Genomic DNA, 16,952 nt, shown 5'->3' on the forward strand with positions numbered 1-16,952 from the left:
GATTCGGCTACCGTGCGAACCTCAGTTGCACGCCGCGATGACCAGCTCTTTCACGCGCGCCGGGTCTGCCTGACCGCGGGTCGCCTTCATGACGGCACCGACGATCGCGCCGGCAGCCTGCACCTTGCCGGAGCGGATCTTGTCGGCGATGTCGGGCTGGGCTGCCAGGGCGTCGTCGACGGCCTTCTGCAGGGCCGAGTCGTCCCGCACCACCTCGAGGCCCTTGTCCGCGACGATCTGGTCGGGCTCGCCCTCGCCGTCGAGGATCGCGTCGACTACCTGGCGGCCGAGCTTGTTCGTGAGCTTGCCCTCGGCGACCAGTTCGATGACCCGCGCCAGCTGTGCTGGGTCGATGGCGAGTTCGGTGAGGGCGACACCGCGCTTGTTGGACTGCTGGGTCATGTACGACACCCACCACGACCGGGCCTCGGCGGCCGGGGCGCCCGCGTCGACCGTGGCGAGGATGAGATCGAGGGCTCCGGCGTTGACGAGGTCCCGCATCTCCTCGTCCGAGACGCCCCAGTCCGCCTGGACCCGTGCGCGGCGGACCCACGGCAGCTCCGGTAGCGTCGCGCGGATCTCCTCGATGAGTTCTTCGGTGGGCTCCACGGGCGCGAGATCCGGCTCGGGGAAGTAGCGGTAGTCCTCCGCAGACTCCTTCGGCCGCCCGGACGTCGTGGTGCCGTCCGACTCGTGGAAGTGGCGGGTCTCGAGCACGACCTCGTCGCCTGCGGTGAGGACGTCGGCCTGGCGGCACATCTCGTGCCGAACCGCGATCTCGACGCTGCGCAGGGAGTTGACGTTCTTGGTCTCCGTGCGGGTGCCGAACTCGGTGGCGCCCTTCGGCATCAGCGACACGTTCGCGTCACACCGCATCGAACCCTGGTCCATCCGGACGTCCGACACGTCGAGACTGGAGAGCAGATCTCGCAGCGTGGTGACGTAGGCGCGGGCGATCTCCGGCGCCCTCTCCCCCGCCCCGACGATCGGCTTGGAGACGATCTCGATGAGAGGGACGCCGGCGCGGTTGAAGTCGAGCAGCGAGTGGGTCGCACCGTGGATGCGGCCGCTGGCGGAGCCGACGTGGGTGGACTTGCCGGTGTCCTCCTCCATGTGCGCGCGCTCGATCTCGACCCGCCACGTCTCGCCGTCCTCGAGCTGTACGTCGAGGTAGCCGTCGTGGGCGATCGGCTCGTCGTACTGCGAGATCTGATAGTTTTTCGGCTGGTCCGGGTAGAAGTAGTTCTTGCGCGCGAAACGGCTGTGCGGCGCGATCGAGCAGTTGAGCGCCAGACCGATCTTGATGGCCCACTCCACGGCCTGACGGTTGGCCACGGGCAACGCGCCCGGCAGACCGATACACACCGGACACACCTGGGTGTTGGGATCCGCCCCGAACGCGGTGGGACATCCGCAGAACATCTTGGTGGCGGTGTGCAGCTCTACGTGCACCTCCATGCCCATGACGGGATCGAAACGTGACACGACCTCGGTGAACTCCATGCGGAACAATCTAGCCGAAGAGGCAGGCGGCCTCGCGGTAGCGGTCCTCCGGAACGGTCTTGAGCACCGCGACGGCGTCCTCGACCGGCACCATCTCGATCGACTCCCCGCGTAGCGCGACGATCTGGCCGAAGTCACCGCGGTGCACGGCGTGAGCCGCGTGCACCCCGAAACGGGTCGCCAGGACGCGGTCGTACGCGGTCGGGGTCCCGCCTCGCTGGATGTGACCCAGCACGGTGGTCCGGACGTCGCGGTTCATGCGCTCGGCGATCGCGGCGGCCATCTGGTCGGCCACCCCGGTGAACACCTCGTGGCCGAACTGGTCGTTGCCGCCCGCGCGGAGCGTCATCCCGGATCCCTCGACGGGCGTCGCCCCTTCGGCCACCACGCAGATCCCGTAGGCCTCCCCCATCTGGAACCGGCGCTTCATCACCTTGCACACGTAATCGATGTCGAACGGCACCTCGGGGATGACGATCATGTGCGCGCCGGACGCCAACCCCGCGTGGAGCGCGATCCAGCCGGCGTGCCGGCCCATCACCTCGACGAGCATGACCCGCTCGTGGGACTCCGCCGTCGTGTGCAGCCGATCGATCGCATCGGAGGCGATCGAGACGGCGGTGTCGAAGCCGAAGGTGTAGTCGGTGCCGCCGACGTCGTTGTCGATGGTCTTGGGCACCCCCACCACGGGGATGCCGTTCTCGGTCAACCAGCGGGCCGCCTTGAGCGTTCCGTCGCCACCGATGGCCACCAGGGCATCGATCGCATGCCGCTCGAGGGTCTCGCGGATCTCCCGCAGACTCGCCGTGAGGATGTCGGGGTTCAGTCGACCGGTTCCGAGGATCGTGCCACCGCGCAGCAGGATGCGATCGATGCCCTCGTCGTCGAACAGCGGTACCGCACGGTCGTTCACCAACCCGGACCACCCGTCCTGGAACCCCAGGACCGGGGAGTCGTACTCCGAGTTGGCGGTGCGGACCAGCGCGCGGATGACCGCGTTGAGTCCGGGACAGTCGCCGCCGGCGGTCAGGACACCTATACGCACGTCGAGCTCCTCTCGGTTCCCCCGCAGTCTAGGTCCGCATGCGGCCCACCACGGTGGTCACCGCGCCGGGCTCACCGACTGTTCACCGGTTCGGAACGCCATGGTGGCCAGACCGCCCAACAGGACGACCGCGGCGGGCAGGTACATCGCGTCCGCCACGGCCTGACCGATGTCACCGTGCGCGACGAACCGGGCCTGCACCAGGGCGCCGATCGCGGCGGACCCGAGGACCGCACCGACCTGGCGGGTGGTGTTGTAGACACCGGACCCCGCGCCAGCCGACGCCATCTCCAGGCGCCGCATCGCCGTCGACGACGTCGGGGCCCACACACACCCGTTGGCCACACCCATCAGTGCGATCGGACCGAGCAGGACGGGAATCGAGGTCTGGGCGTCCATTACCAGGGCGAGCCAGAACAGGGACACCGCGTACGAGAAGTAGCCGATGCCCGTGAAGATCCTCGGGTCGATACTGTCCGCCCACCGGCCGACCACCGGTGCGAGGACGCCCGCGATCAACGCCATCGGCAGCAGCATCATGCCCGCGCGGGTCGGACTGAGCTCCTTGACCCCCTGGAGATAGAACATGATCGGGACCATGGTGCCGGCGGTGACGAAGCCGATCGTGGAGACCCCGAACGTCCCGATCGAGAAGTTGCGATCGCGGAACAGGCGTAGAGGAACGAGCGGCTCGGTCCGGACCCGGGACTGCCACCACACGAACACCACGAGTCCCACCACGCCGGCGACGATGAGCCCCGTGGTGGTGCCGCCCCACCCGTGCTCCTCCCCCTGCTGGATCCCGAACACCAGGAAGAACATGCCGACGGCGGACAGGACGATCCCCGGCACGTCGTACGAACGCGACCGGGTCTCCAGAACCGGTACCCACAGCCACACCAGCACCACGGCGAGGACGCCGAACGGGATGTTGACGAAGAAGACCCACCGCCAGTCGAACGCGTCGATCAGTACCCCGCCGAACACCGGGCCCACGACGGAGGCGATCCCCGCGACGGCGCCCCATGCGCCCATGGCCGCGCCGCGCCGGGCCGGCGCGAACACACGGGTGATGACACTGAGCGACTGCGGGGTCAGCAGTGCCGCGCCGAAGCCCTGGAATACCCGCGCCACGATGAGCGTCTCGATGTCGGGTGCCAGTCCGCACCACAGGGAGGCGCCGGTGAACACCACCAATCCCGCGATCGCCACGGTGCGGGGGCCGATCTGGTCACCGAGACGGCCGGTGAACAGCAGCGGCACCACGTACGCCAGCAGATACGCGCTGGTCACCCAGATGACCTGGTTGGTGGTGGCACCGAGCTGGGTGACGAACGCGTCGGTGGCCACCGCGACGATCGTCTGATCCACCAGGATCATGAAGAACCCGATGACCAGTGCCGCGAGCGCCTTCCATGCGTCCCTCTCGGGGACGGTCGTCACGCTATCGCGCCTCTCGCGGCCTCGTAGGCGGCCCCGACCCGGTACAGGCGGTCGTCGGCGAGCGCCGGCGCCATGATCTGCAGACCGGCGGGCAGGCCCTCGACCAGGCCGGACGGAACCGACATGCCGCAGTGCCCGGCCAGGTTGAGCGGCAGGGTGCACAGGTCGAACTGGTACATGGCGACCGGGTCCTCCACCTTGTCCCCGAGCGGGAACGCGGTGGTCGGCGTGGTCGGCGAGATCAGGACGTCGACCTTCTCGTAGGCGGCGTCGAAGTCGCGTGCGATGAGCGTGCGTACCTTCTGGGCCTGGCCGTAGAACGCGTCGTAGTACCCGGCCGACAGGGCGTAGGTGCCGAGCATGATGCGGCGCTTGACCTCGGGGCCGAAGCCGGCCTCGCGGCTGGCGGCCATGACCTGGTCCGCCGAACCGTCACCGGTCCGCAGGCCATAGCGCATGGCGTCGAAGCGTGCCAGGTTGCTGGAGACCTCGGACGGCAGGATGAGGTAGTAGGCGGGCAGTGCGTACCGGAAATTGGGGCACGAGACCTCCACGATCTCCGCGCCCAGCTCGCGCAGCGTGTCCACCGCCGCACGGAAGGACGCCTCGACACCGGGCTGGTAGCCCTCACCGGAGAACTCCGTGACCACGCCGACCCGCAGGCCGGTCAGATCGCCCCTGGCGCCCTCCCGGGCGGCGGCGACGACGTCTGGGATCGCGACGTCGAGACTGGTGGAGTCGCGCGGGTCGTGCCCGGCGATCACCTGGTGCAGCAGCGCGGTGTCCTCGACCGTGCGGCCGCACGGGCCGCCCTGGTCGAGAGACGACGCGCAGGCCACGAGGCCGTAACGCGAGACCGTGCCGTAGGTGGGCTTGACGCCGACCGTCGCGGTGAGCGCGGCGGGCTGGCGGATCGACCCGCCCGTGTCGGTGCCGATGGCGATCGGCGCCTGGTGGGAGGCCAGCGCGGCGGCCGAACCGCCGCCGGACCCGCCGGGGGTCCGGCTCGGATCCCACGGGTTTCGGGTGGGCCCGTAGGCGGAGTTCTCGGTCGAGGACCCCATCGCGAACTCGTCCATGTTGGTCTTGCCGAGGATCGGGATGCCCGCCTCGCGGAGCCTGGCGGTGACCGTCGCGTCGTACGGCGAGCGGTAGCCCTCGAGCATCCGAGAGCCGCACGTGGTGGGCGCGTCCGTGGTGGTGAACACGTCCTTCAGGGCGACGGGCACGCCGGCCAGCGGGCCGAGCTCCTCGCCGGCCGCCAGTCGGGTGTCGACGTCCCGGGCCGCCCGGAGGGCCTCGTCCGCGCCCACGTGGAGGAACGCGTTGATCTGGCCGTCGACCTCGTCGATCCGGTCCAGGTGCGCACGGGTGACCTCCTCCGAGGACACCTCCCGCGCGGCGATCCGGCCCGCCAGCTCGGCGGCGGTGGCGGTGGTGAGCTCGGTCATGCGTCCTCCCCCAGGATCTGCGGAACCTCGAAGCGCTGTTCGTCGGCGGCCGGGGCCTGGTCGAGGGCCTGCTCCGGGGTGAGGCCCGGGGTGACCACGTCGTCCCGGTACACGTTGGTGATAGCGGTGGGGTGGCTCATCGCGGGCACGTCCTCCGCGGCGACCTCGGACACCGCCTGCACGTGGTCGAGGATGTCGGTGAGCTGCTGTGCGAACGAGTCCAGCTCGGAGTCGCTCAGTTCCAGGCGGGAGAGCCTGGCCAGATGCGCGACGTCCCCGCGTGAGATCGAGGTCACGTGCCTGCCCCTTTCCGTGACGTGGTCGGTACCGGCCCAGCCTAGTCAGCCCATATGCGTGCGGCACAATGGGCGTCATGTCTTATCTTCTCCGTGTCATGCTGCCCGACCGACCGGGCAGTCTCGGTTCCCTCGCGGTGGCGCTGGGGACCGTGGACGCGGACATCATCAGCCTCGACGTGGTCGACCGTTTCGACGGGGTCGCCGTGGACGACATCGTCGTGGAGGTCCCCCACGGCACCTTCCCCGACGCCCTCATCACCGCGGCGGAGCGACTGGACGGCGTGCACGTCGACTCCCTTCGTCCGTTCGGCGGGATCCTCGACGCCCACCGCGAACTCGAACTCATCGACGCCGTCGCCGGGGCGGGTGCAGGGGCCGCGCAAATGCTCGCGGACGAACTCCCCGCCGCGCTGCGCGTCGGCTGGGCCCTGGTGGTGGAGGTGACCGGGGACGCGGTGTGCCGGCTGGCCGCGCGGGGCGAATCCGCGCCGATGTGGGACGGTGGCGAGGTGTCCGTGTTGTGCGGCCTGGACCGGGTCACCGCACTGGATGACGACGACGACGGCGTGCCGGCGGAGTGGAGGGCCATGGACACCTCGCTCGCCGCGGCGCCGTTAAACTCGGGGCACGTCCTCGTGGTGGGCCGACCGGGCGGTCCCTCGTTCCGGCCGTCCGAGATCGCCCGCCTGGGATATCTCACGGGGATCCTCCGGACCCTCGACGCGGGCTGAGGCGCAGCCCCGCCGCGACCAGGGCCGAGACGATCGCGACCGCGGGGAGGATCCACGCGAGCCGCCAGAGGGTCGCGAACATCGAGAACTGCTCGTTGCTGAGGAACTGGGTCCCCGGCGACCAGATGCCGACGAGATGCTCGAGCACCCCGACGCCATCCGTCGCCCGGTAGGTTTCCCGCAGCCACAGCAGTCCGAGGAACGCTGAGGCCGCGGACGCGGCGATCGCCGTCGCCGTCCAGAACGCCGGACGGGCGGCCCACCGGCGACCGCCCGCCACGGCGGTCACGATCACGCCCGCCAGCGCCCCGCAGTAGACCGGCCACCCCGAGCGCCAGGGCAGATACATCGGCATCTCGAGGATCGGCTCCACGGGCTGCCTACTCGTCGACCGGGGCCGGGGCCGGACCGTTCTCCATCAGGTCCACGAAGCCGGCCTCGTCCAGGATCGTCAGCCCGAGTTCCTCGGCCTTGGCCGCCTTGGACCCCGGATTTTCCCCCACGACCACGTAGTCGGTCTTCTTCGACACCGAGCCGGAGGCCTTGCCGCCGCGGGCGATGATCGCCTCCTTGATCCCGTCCCGGGTGAAGCCCTCCAGCGAACCCGTGGCGACGATCGTCAGACCCTCCAGGGTCCGGCGGATCGACTCGTCCCGCTCGTCGGCCATCGAGACCTCGGCGGCGGTCCAGCGGTCGACGATCTCCCGGTGCCAGTCGACGTCGAACCACTCGACCACCGAGGCCGCGATGGCCGACCCCACACCGTCCGTCTCCGCCAGCTCCTCCTCGGAGGCGGCGCGGATGGCCTCCATGGTCCCGAACCTGGTCGCCAGGGCGCGCGCGGCCGTGGGGCCCACGTGCCGGATCGACAGGGCGACCAGCACCCGCCACAGCGGCCTGTCCTTCGCGGTGGCGAGGTTGGCCAGCAGCTTGCGGCCGTTCTCGGTGAGCACGGTGCGCTCGGCGTCGGCCCCCGCCTCGATCTGCTTGCGGGTCGCCTTGTCGATACGGGTGTAGAGGTCCGTTCTGAGCAGGTCGGACTCGGAGAGGTCGAACAACCCTGCCTCGTTCTCGAGCACCCCGCTGGCGAGCAGGTCCGAGGCACCTTCGTATCCGAGCGCCTCGATGTCCAGGGCGTTGCGGGAGGCCAGGTAGAACAGCCGCTCCCGCAGCTGGGCGGGGCAGGAGCGCTGGTTGGGGCAGCGCCAGTCCGCATCGCCCTCCTTGGCCGGGGCCAGGACGGTGTCGCACTCTGGACAGCGTTCGGGGAAGACGAACTCGCGCTCGGTGCCGTCGCGCCGCTCGACCACCGGGCCCAGCACCTCGGGGATCACGTCACCGGCTTTGCGGATCACCACCGTGTCGCCGATGAGCACGCCCTTGCGGATGACCTCCGTCTGGTTGTGCAGGGTCGCCAGCGAGACCGTCGACCCGGCGACGGTGACGGGCGCCATGTGGGCGAACGGGGTGACACGCCCGGTGCGTCCGACGGAGACCCGGATGTCCAGCAGTTCCGTCATGACCTCCTCGGGTGGGTACTTGTAGGCGATGGCCCACCGCGGCGCGCGCGAGGTCTGACCGAGCCGGCGTTGGACCGCACGGTCGTCGATCTTCACGACCAGACCGTCGATCTCGTGCTCCGGATCGGTGCGGTGTTCGCCCCAGTACCGCATCCGCTCGACCACCTCCTCCACCCCGGTGGCGGGAGCGGTGTGCGGTGAGACCGGCAGTCCCCATTCCGCCAGTGCGAGGTAGACGTCGTGGAGGCTCTCGAAGGTCGCGCCCTCCACTGCGCCCAGTCCGTGGCAGTACATGCCGAGTCGACGCTGGGCCGTGATGGCCGGGTTCTTCTGACGCAGTGATCCGGCCGCACTGTTGCGGGGGTTGGCGAACGGCGGCTTGCCCTCGGCCACCAAGCGGGCGTTGAGGTCGGCGAAGTCCTCGAGACGGAAGAAGACCTCCCCCCGGACCTCGAGGAGCGACGGCACCGGTCGGTCGTCCGACGAGGTGAGGGTGACCGGGATGTCATCGATGGTCCGTGCGTTGAGGGTGACGTCCTCGCCGGTGCGACCGTCTCCGCGGGTCGCGGCGCTGACCAGTCTGCCGTCGCGGTACACCAGATCAAGTGCGACGCCGTCGATCTTGACCTCGCACAGGAACGGCAGCCTGTCCTCCGGTACGCCCGCCTGCTCGACGGCGGAGGCGACCCAGTCCCGGAGCTCCTCCTCGGAGAAGACGTTGTCCAGGCTGGTCATCCGCTCGAGGTGTTCGACCGGGGTGAACTCCGTCGAGAACCCGCCGCCGACCAGCTGCGTGGGCGAGTCCGCGTTCCGCAGTCCCGGGTGCTGCTCCTCGAGCGCCTGCAGCTCGGTGAAGAGCCGGTCGAACTCGGCGTCGGAGACGATGGGCGCGTCCTTGACGTAATAGCGGAACTGGTGATCGCGGACGGTCTCCGCGAGTACGGTCCACTCCTGCCGCACCTCCGGCGGGATGTCCCCTGTGCCGACCGGCTCACTGCTGTCATCGGGATGGCTCACGTGGACAGGGTAATGCCGAGCGGACCTCGATGTCGGAGCGCTGCCCTACGGTGAGCCCATGACAACCGACATCCAGCACCCCGCCGCCATCGACCGGAACCGACTTCTCGCCTTCGATCTGGAGACCACCGGCCCCGATCCACGAACCGCGCACATCGTGTCCTCGGCGCTCATCGCGATAGACGGGGCAGACAAGAAGGAACGGAACTGGCTCGCCGACCCGGGGATAGAGATACCCGAGGGGGCGACGGCGGTCCACGGCATCACCACGGCGTACGCACGGGAGAACGGTCGCCCCCACGCCGAGGTGGTGACAGAGACCGTGGCGGCCATCCGGCGCGGTTGGCGCGAGGGCCGCACCCTCGTGGTGTTCAACGCGTGCTACGACCTGACGATCCTGCGCCGGTGGGACCCGTCATTCGAGATCCTCGGGCCCGTGGTCGATCCGTATGTCGTGGACCGGGCTGTCGACCCCTACCGTAAGGGCAAGAGGACTCTCGCGGCCGTGTGTGGGGTCCACGGAATCGCGTTGGACTCCGCTCACGAGGCCGCGGCGGACGCGCTCGCCGCCGCACGGCTGGCATGGAAGATGTTGGGCGTCCAACAGGAACTGTCCGGGTCCGACTGGCGGGAGGTCAACGCGCAGCAGTCGCGCTGGCACCAGACGCGGCAACGTGACTTCGTCGACTATCTGGAGCGCTCGGGCAAGGATTCCTCCGACGTCAACCTGCTGTGGCCCCTGGCGGCGGTGTAGACGCGTCGCGCGGCGCCGTCACCGTCGGTCACTCCGCCACCCGCGGGGCCGTCTCGGCCACCAGCCGGGCTCGACGGAGAGCGGCCGTGGCCTGTGCGGCACCGGAGGTGGTCTCTTCGGGGGTCGGCGAGAGCACCACCCGACCCAGGCTCGAATACCTGGGTGCGCTCAGGCGGTCGAGCAGTGCGAGCAGACTCACCGCCGTCTGCTCCGCCTCGGCCGTGGTGCGCGGCGGACGGGCAGCACCGGGAAGCCCCTCCAGATGGAGGATCCCGCCGTTGCCGAGCACCGTGCCGGCGGCGTCGAGTGCGTCGTGCGACTGGGCGGAGTGGAGCGGGGCCGCGGTCAGGCACACCCCGTCGAGTGGCGTCTCGTCACGTGGTGTCTCGGTGACGACCGACCAGGCCGGGGGTGCCCCGGGATCGGAGATGACCGGGACGCGAATCAGGACCTCGGCTGCCCCCGCGCGACGCAGTGCGTCGCCGAACCGGCACAGCGACACGGCGAGTCGATCCGGCGGCACGGCCGCGATGGGATCGAATCGGCTGGGCGAGTGGACGGTGCCGGCAGCGACGTGCCAGAGCAGCGGCTCGTCCAGCACTATGCGGGCGCCCGCTCCGATGCGGCGTGCCAGTTGCGCGGCTCGCGCGCTCGCCCCCTCCGCGAGGGAGGCGGCGAGGTCTCGTCGGGCCCCGCGGTCGCTGAGGACGGGCATCCCACCGGGAAGCTCGATCCCGGCGGCCAGGGACCACGGGCCCACCACACGGACCTGCAGGCGGCGGCTCCCCGGCGACGGGTCCGCCTCGGGATCCCTGGCCTGCTCGTCGGCCTCCTCGAGCGCGTCCGCGTCCCGGTCGAGGAAGTCGGTGGCCCGACGGGCGAGGCGGCCCGGGGAATCGGCGAGTCTCCATCCACGCGGCGAGACGTCGACCGGAAGGTCCGCGAGCAGAGCCAGCGTGCGTCCGATCTGGTCCGCGCCCGGGCCGCGTTCCGGCAGCTCCGGCAGGAAGGGCAGCGCGTGGCATTCCCCCATCACGACCCGGGCCGACTCCCGAGGGTCGGTCCCGGGCATGGGTCCGGGCCCGGTACCGGCCGGTGCCACCGGGGTCACGCGGACTCCGTCACCGGTCGTGATGCGGAGATGGTCCCGCTGCCGAGCACGCGGTCGCCATCCGGTTCGGGCCGGTACAGCACGGCCGCCTGCCCCGGGGCCACACCACGGATCGGCTCGTCGAGGGTGATCTCGAGGAGGGCCTGCGCGCCGTCGCCAACCCGCCGGACGTGGCCCGGTGTCGCCTCACCATGGGCCCGGATCTGCACGAGGCAATCGGTCTCGCGGATGTCGTCGTCGACCAGCCAGTAGGGCGAGGTCGCAGTCATCGCGACGGAGAGCAGATGATCCGCGCCGCCGACGGTCACCGTACCGGTGTCGGCGTCGATCGCGGTCACGTAGCGGGGACGGCCGTCCGCGGCGGGGCCCCGGACCCCGAGGCCCTTTCGCTGGCCGATGGTGAACCCGTGCACGCCCTCGTGGCGCCCGAGCTCGTCGCCTGTGTCGGCGTCGACGAGCGCTCCGGGACGCAGTCCGATGCGCGCCCCGAGGAACGCGCGTGTGTCTCCGGAGGGGATGAAGCAGATGTCGTGGCTGTCGGGCTTGGAGGCCACGGGCAGCCCGTCGGTCTCGGCCTCCGCTCGGACCTGGGACTTGAGCGAGTCCCCCAGCGGGAACATCGAGTGCGCGAGTTGTTGCGGGGTGAGCACGCCGAGGACGTACGACTGGTCCTTGGCGTCGTCCACGGCGCGACGGAGAACCGGCCGGTGGGAGCCGTCGGGCAGTTCCTCGGTCGACAGCCGTGCGTAGTGGCCGGTGGCGACGGCGTCGAAGCCGAGCGCAACCCCCCGTTCGAGGAGTGCCTCGAACTTGATGCGCTCATTGCACCGCAGGCAGGGGTTGGGCGTCTCGCCCCGGGCGTAGGACTCGACGAAGTCGTCGATCACGTCCGCACGGAAGCGTTCGGCGAAGTCCCAGACGTAGAACGGGATGCCCAGCAGGTCGGCGACACGGCGGGCGTCACCGGCATCCTCCCGGGAGCAGCATCCGCGTGACCCGGTACGGAGGGTCGCCGGATCGGCGCTGAGCGCGAGGTGGACACCGACGACATCGTGTCCGGCGGCGACGGCCCTGGCGGCGGCGACGGCGGAGTCCACTCCCCCGCTCATGGCGGCGAGAACCCTCATGACGCGGCCACTCCGGCGCGGGCGAGCCCGAGGCCGGCCACGCGGGCTCGTTCGGCTGCGGGTCCGAGAGCGGCGATCGCGGCGTCGACGTCGGCCTCGGTGGTGGTGTGCCCCAGACTCAGACGCAGACTGCTGCGGGCCGCGGCGTCGTCGGCCCCGAGGGCCAGGAGAACGTGGCTCGGCTCGGCCACGCCGGCGGTGCAGGCCGACCCGGTGGAGCATTCGATCCCGGCGGCGTCGAGCAGCAGGATGAGCGACTCGCCGGAGCAACCCGGGAACGTGAGGTTGGCGATCCCGGGCAGGCGCTGGCCTCCGCCGTTGGCGATCGCGCCGGGAACCTCGGCGAGCACACCGGCGACCAGTCGATCGCGGAGCCGGCTGAGGCGCAGGGCCTCGGAATCCATCTCCCTTACCGCCTCCTCGAGCGCGGCGGCCATCGCGACGGCCCCGGGGACGTCCACGGACCCGGACCGCAGGTCCCGCTCCTGGCCGCCCCCGTACCCGATCGGCAGGCAGTCGGCACTTCGGTCGAGGAGCAGTGCGCCGACACCGAGCGGGCCACCGAACTTGTGCGCGGAGAGGCTGAGGGAGGTCACGCCGAGGGCGGAGAAGTCGACCGGGACGTGCCCGACGGCCTGGACCGCGTCGGTGTGGACGGCCGCACCCACCGCGCGGGCCGGGCCGGCCGTCGCCGCGACGTCGGTGAGGGTGCCTATCTCGTTGTTGCCGAGCATCGTCGCGACGAGGGCGAGCCGGGACCCGACCTCGTCGGCGAGGTCGCGGACCGTGCCCGGGGTGACGGCACCTCGGGAATCCACGGGCAGCACGCGGACGTCTTTCCGCCCGCCGCGGTCGGTGGCCAGGTGCGCGGCGGCGTCGAGGACGGAGTGGTGTTCCGTCGCCCCGACGGCCACCACGTCGCCGGCCGCGGCGCCGGCCTGACCCAGGACGGCGAGATTGTCGGACTCGGTCCCCCCGGAGGTGAACACGACCTCGGACGGTCGGCAGCCGAGATGGTGCGCGAGCGACTCGCGGGCTTCCTCGACACGGCGGCGGGCACGGCGTCCGGAGCCGTGGAGCGAGGACGCGTTACCGACCGCGGAGGCCGCCTCGGCGTAGGCGGCGACGGCGGCCTCACGCATCGGGGTGGTCGCGGCGTGGTCCAGATAGTGCACGGAGCGGGTGGTGGGCATATCGCTGGCAAGGATACGCCCGAACGCGCCGGACCCCGGCACCGCAGGGGTGCCGGGGTCCGGGGACGCTGGTGGACGCGGTGTGCGTCCCGACTCACTTACGGGCGTTGATGGCCTCGGTGAGCTGCGGTGCGACGTTGAACAGGTCGCCGACGATGCCGTAGTCCGCGATCTCGAAGATCGGGGCCTCCTCGTCCTTGTTCACGGCGACGATGGTCTTCGACGTCTGCATACCGGCGCGGTGCTGGATCGCGCCCGAGATACCCAGGGCGATGTACAGCTGCGGCGAGACGGTCTTGCCGGTCTGGCCGACCTGGAACTGGCCCGGGTAGTAACCCGAGTCGACGGCCGCACGCGACGCGCCGACCGCACCCTTGAGGGAGTCGGCGAGGGGCTCGACGACCTTCTCGAAGTTCTCCGCGGAGCCGACGCCACGACCACCCGAGACGACGACGGTCGCCTCGGTGAGCTCGGGACGGTCGCCACCGACGATCGGGTTGCGCGAGATGACCTTGGCGGCGTTCTCGGGCTCGGGAACCTGCACCTCTACGACCTCTCCGGCGCCGGCGGCCGGGGCCGCCTCGACGGAGCCCGGACGCAGCGTGTAGATCGGGGTCTCGCCGGAGACGGTCGCCTCGACGGTGAAGGCGCCACCGAAGATCGAGTGGACGGCCGAGCCGTCGGACTTGATCTCGACGACGTCGCAGAGGGTGCCGGACCCGGTGCGGGCCGCGAGACGACCCGCGACCTCCTTGCCCTCGAACGTGGCGGCCAGGACGATCGCGGCGGCGCCCTGCTCGGCGAGGCCAGCCAGGACGTCGACCTTGGGTGTGACGAGGTAGTTCTGGACCGCGTCGCCCTCGGCGACGTAGATCTTCTCCGCGCCGGCCTCCTTGAGGGCCTCGGTGAGCGCGGCGGCGGTGCCGGTCTCACCGAAGACGACCGCGGAGGGCTCTCCGAGTGCACGAGCGGCGGTCAGCAGCTCGAGGGACACCTTCTTGAGTTCGCCGTCGACGTGCTCGACCGCGACGAGGACTTCAGCCATGGTGGATTCTCCTTGAAAAAGACTGGGATGAGTCGGTCGGGGTGAGTTCGCGTCAGATGAGCTTCTGCGACACGAGGTACTTGGCGACGTCGTTGCCGCCCTCGCCCTCGTCCGTGACCTTCTCACCGGCGGCGCGCGGCGGCTTGGGGCTCGCGGAGGTCACACTCGACGCCGCGTTGTCCTTGCCCACCTGTCCGGCCTCGACGTTCGCGTCGGCCAGGGTCAGGTTCTCGACCGGCTTCTTCTTGGCGGCCATGATGCCCTTGAAGGACGGGAACCGCGGCTCGTTGATCTTCTCTCCGACGGAGACGACGCACGGCAGGGGCGCCTCGACCTCGAAGATGCCCTCGTCGGTCTCGCGCTCGCCCTTGGCGACGCCGTCGGCGATCTCCAGGGTGCGCATGTGCGTCAGCTGGGGAAGGCCGAGGTACTCGGCGAGGATGGCCGGGACGGCACCCATGCGCCCGTCGGTGGCCTCGTTACCGGCGATGACCAGCTCGGTGCCCTCGATGGTGCCCAGGACGTTGGCCAGGGCCCACGAGGTCTGGACGACGTCGGAGCCGTGGAGCGCCTCGTCGTTGAGGTGCACGGCCTTGTCGGCGCCCATCGACAGGGCCTTCCGGATGGCCTCGGTGGCGCGGTCCGGGCCGGCGCACAGGACGGTGACCTCGCCGCCGTGGGCCTCCTTGATCTGGAGAGCCTGCTCGACGGCCTTCTCGTTGATCTCGTCCAGGACCGCGTCCGCGGCCTCGCGGTCCAGGGTGTAGTCCCCGTCCGAGAGCTTGCGCTCCGAATAGGTGTCGGGAACCTGCTTGATCAGTACGACGATGTTCGTCATGGGCCTGCGTCGACCTCCTGCGAGTCGGGGCGGGGTGCGCCCCCGTCATGACCGGGCGCACCGGATTGTGGTCCTGCCACACACAATAACGCGGCCACGCCCGCGGTGACGGGGCCGGGGCCGGTCGGTGGCCGCCGGCGGTCGGTGGCCGCGGTCGGCGGCTCAGTTGATGCGCTTCTCCCAGCCGGACCACGCGGCGTCGCGCAGTTCGTTCTTGCGCACCTTGCCCGTGGACGTCCGCGGCAGCGCCTCGGTCAGCTCCACGGCGCCCGGTACCTTGTAGCGCGCGATCCGGGTCCGGCAGTGTTCGACCACGCCGTCGGCGTCGAGGGCCGAGCCCGGCCTGACCACGACGTAGGCCTTGGGGCGCTCGCCCCATTTCTCGTCGGGCATGGAGACCACGGCGCAGTCCACGACGTCGGGGTGCGAGACGATCGCCTGCTCGACCTCGATCGTGGAGATGTTCTCGCCGCCCGACACCACCACGTCCTTGGCCCGGTCGAGGAGCTGCACGTAGCCGTCCGGATGCATGACGCCCAGGTCACCCGAGTGGAACCAGCCGCCCGCGAACGCGGTGGCCGTGGCCTCGGGGTCGCCGAAATACCCCTTCATGACCCCGTTGCCGGTCATGACGACCTCGCCCATGGTCACTCCGTCGGCGGGCACGTCGACCAGATGGCTCTCCCCCGGCGAGGTGCGTTCGACGACGCGCACGGTGTCGGCGTGGATCATCGCCACCCCCTGCCGCGACTTCAGCCCTGCGCGCTCGTCGGGATCCAACCCGGACCACCCCGGCTGCGGCGTGCAGACCGTGAACGGGCCGTAGGTCTCCGTCAACCCGTACACCTGGGTGACGTCGATTCCGAGGTCCTCGAAGCGCCGCAGGATGGTCGGCGAGGGCGGGGCCCCGGCGGTGACCATGCGGATCCCCTCGATCGGCCGGGCTGCCGGGTCGTCGGCGATGGTGGACAACACGGCTGGTGCACCGGCCAGGCGGTTGACCCCCTCGTCGTCGAACAGTCGCCAGATCTCGTCCCCGCGGACGGCGCGCAGACACACATGGGTCCCCCTCGCACCGGTCAGGGCCCAGGTGGTGCACCACCCGTTGCAGTGGAACATCGGCAGCGTCCACAGGTACTTCGAGTCGGCGTCGAGGCCCTGGGTGATGATCTCGCCGAGGGAGTTGAGGTAGGCGCCCCGATGCGTGTACATGACGCCCTTGGGTCGGCCGGTCGTACCGGAGGTGTAGTTGACCGCGATGACGGAGTCCTCGTCGGCGACAGTCCACGACACGGGCTGCGGCGAGGCGGACGCGAGGGCGTCCTCCAGGGACTCGGCGCGCGGGCCGAACCGGGCCGGGTCGGGTTGCGAGCCGTCCGCGTCCGGGGCGACCAGGACGAGGCGCAGCGCATCCGGGACCTCGTCGCCCAGCCCCGCGAGGAGGTCGGCGTCCGCGATGAGGACGGCGATCCCGGCGTGCTCGACGATGTAGGCGATCTCCGCAGGGGCGAGGCGGGTGTTGAGGGCGACCACGGCGCCGCCCGCGAGCGGAACGCCGAACTGCGCGAGCAGTGCCTCGGCCGAGTTCGGCGCCAGGACGCCCACCCGGTCACCGCGCGCGACGCCACGCATCTTCAACAAGGAGGCCAGCCGGGTGGCCCGGTCGGCGAACTCGGCGTAGGTCTGACGGCGCGGGCCGTCGACGACCGCGGTGGCGTCGGGTGAGACGCGCGCGGCCTTCTCGAGGAAGCTCAGCGGGGTGAGCGCGGTGTCGAGTCCGGAGTTCGCTGTCATCGGGGTGTAGCCGCCTCTCGTGGGCACGGGTGATGCCCGTCACGGTAGCGGCGGAGTGCACTCCGCGATCCGCGATTCCCC

General features: G+C 70.6%; 15 protein-coding genes. 2 read left to right on the forward strand and 13 right to left on the reverse strand.

Features of this window, described 5'->3' with window-relative positions; genetic code table 11:
• Positions 1-21: 21 nt before the first annotated feature.
• Genes gatB through gatC form a run of 5 tightly spaced genes read right to left on the reverse strand, consistent with a single transcriptional unit; the run spans position 22 to position 5,738 of the window.
• Positions 22-1,503 carry an Asp-tRNA(Asn)/Glu-tRNA(Gln) amidotransferase subunit GatB gene (gatB, locus tag AC3DE3_RS02210; protein WP_260487781.1) on the reverse strand — a complete coding sequence of 494 codons (1,482 nt, stop codon included), beginning with the start codon at positions 1,501-1,503 and terminating at the stop codon, positions 22-24.
• Between the two features lie 10 nt (positions 1,504-1,513).
• Positions 1,514-2,548, reverse strand: coding sequence for an ATP-dependent 6-phosphofructokinase (locus AC3DE3_RS02215; RefSeq protein WP_488368811.1), 1,035 nt, complete (start codon positions 2,546-2,548; stop codon positions 1,514-1,516).
• 57 nt (positions 2,549-2,605) lie between these two features.
• On the reverse strand, positions 2,606-3,991 hold the full coding sequence (locus AC3DE3_RS02220) for a DHA2 family efflux MFS transporter permease subunit (RefSeq protein ID WP_488368812.1): 1,386 nt from the start codon (positions 3,989-3,991) through the stop codon (positions 2,606-2,608).
• Positions 3,988-5,442: an Asp-tRNA(Asn)/Glu-tRNA(Gln) amidotransferase subunit GatA gene (gene gatA / locus AC3DE3_RS02225; RefSeq protein WP_488368813.1), complete on the reverse strand. Its 1,455-nt coding sequence runs from the start codon at positions 5,440-5,442 to the stop codon at positions 3,988-3,990. Before gatA ends, AC3DE3_RS02220 begins: the two co-directional genes overlap by 4 nt.
• Entirely contained in the window at positions 5,439-5,738 is a 300-nt protein-coding gene (gene gatC / locus AC3DE3_RS02230) for an Asp-tRNA(Asn)/Glu-tRNA(Gln) amidotransferase subunit GatC (RefSeq protein ID WP_067718272.1), read from the reverse strand. The genes gatA and gatC overlap by 4 nt, the downstream gene beginning before the upstream one ends.
• Before the next feature lie 77 nt (positions 5,739-5,815).
• Here gatC and AC3DE3_RS02235 point away from each other — a divergent pair, with 77 nt between their 5' ends.
• The gene (locus AC3DE3_RS02235) at positions 5,816-6,472 is read left to right on the forward strand and encodes an ACT domain-containing protein (protein ID WP_260487785.1); all 657 of its coding nucleotides are present in this window, start codon (positions 5,816-5,818) and stop codon (positions 6,470-6,472) included.
• On the opposite strand, the gene AC3DE3_RS02240 is transcribed toward AC3DE3_RS02235, so the two are convergent.
• The gene (locus tag AC3DE3_RS02240) at positions 6,438-6,845 is read right to left on the reverse strand and encodes a hypothetical protein (RefSeq protein WP_488368814.1); all 408 of its coding nucleotides are present in this window, start codon (positions 6,843-6,845) and stop codon (positions 6,438-6,440) included. The two genes, AC3DE3_RS02235 and AC3DE3_RS02240, sit on opposite strands and share 35 nt — an antisense overlap.
• A gap of 7 nt (positions 6,846-6,852) precedes the next feature.
• Entirely contained in the window at positions 6,853-9,009 is a 2,157-nt protein-coding gene (gene ligA / locus AC3DE3_RS02245) for an NAD-dependent DNA ligase LigA (RefSeq protein WP_488368815.1), read from the reverse strand.
• A gap of 58 nt (positions 9,010-9,067) precedes the next feature.
• Between ligA and AC3DE3_RS02250 the strand changes: the two genes are divergently transcribed.
• Positions 9,068-9,763 (forward strand): exonuclease domain-containing protein, encoded by a 696-nt coding sequence (locus AC3DE3_RS02250; RefSeq protein WP_488368816.1) that lies wholly within the window; start codon positions 9,068-9,070, stop codon positions 9,761-9,763.
• Between the two features lie 28 nt (positions 9,764-9,791).
• Here AC3DE3_RS02250 and AC3DE3_RS02255 read toward each other — a convergent pair whose 3' ends face one another.
• From AC3DE3_RS02255 to AC3DE3_RS02280, 6 genes are all read right to left on the reverse strand, one after another.
• Positions 9,792-10,874: a cobalamin-independent methionine synthase gene (locus tag AC3DE3_RS02255; protein WP_488368817.1), complete on the reverse strand. Its 1,083-nt coding sequence runs from the start codon at positions 10,872-10,874 to the stop codon at positions 9,792-9,794.
• Positions 10,871-12,001, reverse strand: coding sequence for a tRNA 2-thiouridine(34) synthase MnmA (gene mnmA / locus AC3DE3_RS02260; protein ID WP_488368818.1), 1,131 nt, complete (start codon positions 11,999-12,001; stop codon positions 10,871-10,873). The genes AC3DE3_RS02255 and mnmA overlap by 4 nt, the downstream gene beginning before the upstream one ends.
• Positions 11,998-13,194 (reverse strand): cysteine desulfurase family protein, encoded by a 1,197-nt coding sequence (locus tag AC3DE3_RS02265; protein ID WP_260487791.1) that lies wholly within the window; start codon positions 13,192-13,194, stop codon positions 11,998-12,000. The genes mnmA and AC3DE3_RS02265 overlap by 4 nt, the downstream gene beginning before the upstream one ends.
• Before the next feature lie 94 nt (positions 13,195-13,288).
• The gene (locus tag AC3DE3_RS02270) at positions 13,289-14,239 is read right to left on the reverse strand and encodes an electron transfer flavoprotein subunit alpha/FixB family protein (protein WP_260487792.1); all 951 of its coding nucleotides are present in this window, start codon (positions 14,237-14,239) and stop codon (positions 13,289-13,291) included.
• A gap of 52 nt (positions 14,240-14,291) precedes the next feature.
• Positions 14,292-15,077, reverse strand: a complete 786-nt coding sequence (locus tag AC3DE3_RS02275; RefSeq protein ID WP_260487793.1) for an electron transfer flavoprotein subunit beta/FixA family protein — start codon at positions 15,075-15,077, stop codon at positions 14,292-14,294.
• A gap of 162 nt (positions 15,078-15,239) precedes the next feature.
• The gene (locus tag AC3DE3_RS02280) at positions 15,240-16,871 is read right to left on the reverse strand and encodes an AMP-binding protein (RefSeq protein ID WP_488368819.1); all 1,632 of its coding nucleotides are present in this window, start codon (positions 16,869-16,871) and stop codon (positions 15,240-15,242) included.
• Positions 16,872-16,952: the final 81 nt, after the last annotated feature.

The sequence above is a fragment of the Dietzia sp. IBK-p2-16D genome (assembly GCF_057773085.1).

Coding starts and splice junctions, on each gene's coding strand:
- gatB (WP_260487781.1), bottom strand. CDS start 1,503: ATGGAGTTCACCGAGGTCGTGTCACGTTTCGATCCCGTCATGGGCATG.
- gatA (WP_488368813.1), bottom strand. CDS start 5,442: ATGACCGAGCTCACCACCGCCACCGCCGCCGAGCTGGCGGGCCGGATC.
- AC3DE3_RS02235 (WP_260487785.1), top strand. CDS start 5,816: ATGTCTTATCTTCTCCGTGTCATGCTGCCCGACCGACCGGGCAGTCTC.
- AC3DE3_RS02250 (WP_488368816.1), top strand. CDS start 9,068: ATGACAACCGACATCCAGCACCCCGCCGCCATCGACCGGAACCGACTT.
- mnmA (WP_488368818.1), bottom strand. CDS start 12,001: ATGAGGGTTCTCGCCGCCATGAGCGGGGGAGTGGACTCCGCCGTCGCC.
- AC3DE3_RS02265 (WP_260487791.1), bottom strand. CDS start 13,194: ATGCCCACCACCCGCTCCGTGCACTATCTGGACCACGCCGCGACCACC.
- AC3DE3_RS02270 (WP_260487792.1), bottom strand. CDS start 14,239: ATGGCTGAAGTCCTCGTCGCGGTCGAGCACGTCGACGGCGAACTCAAG.
- AC3DE3_RS02275 (WP_260487793.1), bottom strand. CDS start 15,077: ATGACGAACATCGTCGTACTGATCAAGCAGGTTCCCGACACCTATTCG.
- AC3DE3_RS02280 (WP_488368819.1), bottom strand. CDS start 16,871: ATGACAGCGAACTCCGGACTCGACACCGCGCTCACCCCGCTGAGCTTC.